Below are 3,111 nucleotides of genomic sequence, written 5' to 3'. Positions count from 1 at the left end.
TGATCAGCCCGCCGCGCCGGCGTGGCAGGGTGAGCCGGAACCGGGCACCCTCCCCCGGTGTGCCGGAGGCCTGCAGCCAGCCGCCGTGCAACCGGGCATCCTCCAACGAGATCGCCAGACCGAGGCCGGTGCCCCCGGTGTGCCGCTGCCGGGACGGGTCGGCCCGCCAGAACCGGTTGAACACCAGCCCGGCCTCCCCCGGCCGCAATCCGACCCCGTGGTCGGTGACGGTGATGGCCAGCACGTCCGGGTCGGCGGCCAATTCCACCTCGACCGGCTTGCCGTCGGCGTGGTCGATCGCGTTGTTGATCAGGTTGCGCAGGATGCGGTCCACCCGCCGGTTGTCGATCTCGGCGACGACGGGATGCTCGGGCAGGATCGTGACGATCTGGATGTCGAACTGGTCGGCCAGCGGCGCCGCCGCAGAGATGCCGGCGTGGATGCAGGAACGGATGTCGATCGTCTCCGCGCTGAGCTCGGCCATGCCCGCGTCGTAGCGGCTGATCTCCAGCAGATCGGCCAGCAGCGACTCGAACCGGTCCAGCTCGTCGACCAACAGTTCGGTGGACCGGCCGAGGTACTCCGGGAAGTCCTCCCGACCGTCGTAGAGCATGTCGGCGGCCATCCGGACGGTGGTCAGCGGGGTGCGCAGCTCGTGCGAGACGTCCGAGGTGAATCGGCGTTGCAGCTTGCCGAACTCCTCCAGCTGGCGGATCTGCACCCGGATCGCCTCGGCCATCCCGTTGAACGAACTCGCGAGGGTCTCCAGCTCGATCGGTCCCTTGACCGGCATGCGCTCGGCCAGGTCGCCGGCGGCCAGCTTGCGGGCGCTGGCCGCGGCCCGGCGCACCGGGCGCACGACCTGCATCGCGACCAGTGCGGCGATGCCGGTCAGCGCGATGGCCAAGGCGACGCCGCCGAGCAACAGGGTGCGCTGCACGACCTGCACCGTGCCCTGCTCGCCGGCCAACGGGAAGATCAGGTACACCTCGAAGTTGTCGGTGGTGGTGCCCGCGGGGCTACCCATCACCAGCGCCGGGATGGCCCGGTCGTCCCGCCGGATCGTCGTGTACTGGTAGGAGACGTTTCCCTGGGCCACCCGGGCCCGCAGCTCGGCGGGCACGTCGCCGAGTGGTTGGGCGACCGCCAGGTCGGCGTCCGACTGGATCCGGTTGGGCACGATGACCGGCTCGAACACACCCGCGGTGGAGTTCTGGGCGCCGCTCGACCCTTCCACCCGGCCGATCTCGGTCAATGCCAGCGAAAGCTGCTCGCGCAGCGAGTTGGGATCCGAGTCGGCGCCGGACAGGCTGTTCTGCACGGTCTGCCGGGCGTTGTTGATCTCCACCGTGGCCGCGTCGATCTTGGACTGCAGCAGGCCGGTGGTGATCTGCTGCTGCAGGATCAGCCCGAGTGTGATCATGACGACGGCGGACAGGGTCAGGGTCAGCACGACCACCCGCAGCAGCAGCGACCGGCTCCAGAACGCGATCCGCGACCGCGCGGTGGACAGGCCCCTGCGGGCCTTCTCACTCAGCCGGGTCAGCCGGTTGCCGATGGGTCGGGGACGGTCGACGACCGGGGCCTGCGGTGCGGGCCCGGCATCGCCCGACTGGTCCGGCTCAGTGGTCACGACTCAATGATCGGGCAAGGTCAGATGTTTCCGGCCCGGTATCCGACGCCGCGGACGGTGACGACCACCTCGGGATGCTCCGGATCCTTCTCGATCTTGGAGCGCAGCCGCTGCACATGCACGTTGACCAGCCTGGTGTCGGCGGCGTGCCGGTACCCCCAGACCTTCTCCAGCAGCACCTCCCGGGTGAACACCTGGCGCGGCTTGCGGGCAAGGGCGACCAGCAGGTCGAACTCCAGGGGGGTGAGCGGAATCGGCTCGCCGTCCCGGGTGACCTGATGGCCGGGAACGTCGATGTCCACGTCGGCGACCCGCAGCCGCTCGGCCGATCCGACGTCGGCGCGGCGCAGCCGGGCCCGGATCCGGGCGGTCAGCTCCTTCGGTTTGAACGGCTTCATGACGTAGTCGTCGGCCCCGGACTCCAGCCCCAGGACCACGTCGACGGTGTCGGTCTTGGCGGTGAGCATGATGATCGGGATGCCGGACTCGGCCCTGATCTCCTTGCACACGTCCAGCCCCGACACCCCGGGCAGCATCAGGTCCAGCAGCACCAGATCCGGGTGCACGTCCCGGAACGCCTCGACGGCCTTCGACCCGTCCCGCACGACGGCGGTGTCGAAGCCCTCCCCGCGCAGCACGATGGTGAGCATCTCGGCGAGGGCGGGGTCATCATCGACCACCAGCACACGAGCTTTCATACCCCCATGGTGACATCCTGCACAGGTCGGGCGGGGTGGACGCGCGGGTGAACGCGGTTCGCCCCCGTCCGCGGGTTCACCGTGACCGATCCGGCGACGCCGATGTGCATGGGACGATTGTTGGCGTGAGCGAGCTTGCGAGCGAACCAACAGCACAGGCGCCGGCGCCCCGTCGGGGTGGCCGAGCCGGCGAGGCGACCCCGGGGGCGGCGGCGTGAACTTTCCTGGAGATCCGCGCCACGAGCCCTATGGCGGACCTGGCCGGCCCGGCGGTTGGGACGCACAGCCCGGTCCGATCCCGTTGCGTCCGCTCGGCGTCGGCGACCTGCTCGGGACGGCAATCACCGTGGTGCGCCGTTGCGCGATGCCGCTGTGCGTCGCCGCGTTCGTGGCCGCGGCGCTGTCCAACGGCGTGAGCATGGGCGTCCTGGCCGCGATGGGCAGCCTGCAGTCCTACGCCGAGGCCGCGTGGCTGGAGGACATCATCCGCGGCGGAACCGCCATCCCGGCTCCGGTCGTGGCATCGGCGCTGGCGTCCCTGGTCGTCTCCACCGTGACCGGCGTGGTGGTGGCCGGCCTGGCCACCGCCGGCGCGGGTGCGCTGGCCCAGGGCCGCGACGGGCGCGGCGCCGTGGCTCAACGGATGTCCGGGCGGTGGCCCGTCGTGTTGGGCGTGGCGCTGGTCGTCGGCGTGCGGTGCTCGGTCGGGTTGCTGCTGCTGGTGGTGCCGGGTGTGCTGGCCTATCTGATCCTGGTGCTGGCCGCCCCGGCCGCGGTGAT

3 protein-coding genes are annotated in these 3,111 nt (G+C 70.8%); 1 reads left to right on the top strand and 2 read right to left on the bottom strand.

Annotated features, from left to right (window positions below; all coding sequences use genetic code 11):
* Positions 1–1,633: MtrAB system histidine kinase MtrB (gene mtrB / locus VF468_08950; protein ID HEX5878434.1), on the bottom strand; the 1,633-nt coding region annotated here is incomplete at its 3' end.
* A 20-nt stretch (positions 1,634–1,653) separates the two neighbouring features.
* Positions 1,654–2,331 carry an MtrAB system response regulator MtrA gene (gene mtrA, locus VF468_08945; protein HEX5878433.1) on the bottom strand — a complete coding sequence of 226 codons (678 nt, stop codon included), beginning with the start codon at positions 2,329–2,331 and terminating at the stop codon, positions 1,654–1,656.
* Positions 2,332–2,632: 301 nt separating this feature from the next.
* Here mtrA and VF468_08940 point away from each other — a divergent pair.
* The coding region (locus VF468_08940; protein ID HEX5878432.1) for a hypothetical protein at positions 2,633–3,111 on the top strand (479 nt) is incomplete at its 3' end.

Source organism: Actinomycetota bacterium (assembly GCA_036280995.1).
In the GTDB taxonomy this organism is placed as follows: Bacteria; Actinomycetota; CALGFH01; order CALGFH01; family CALGFH01; genus CALGFH01.
The sequence above is the reverse complement of the archived record's forward strand: the minus strand, read 5'-3'. Positions and strand labels throughout refer to the sequence as shown.

Excerpts from the sequence above, each read along its gene's own strand:
- mtrA (HEX5878433.1), bottom strand. The coding sequence starts at position 2,331 with ATGAAAGCTCGTGTGCTGGTGGTCGATGATGACCCCGCCCTCGCCGAG.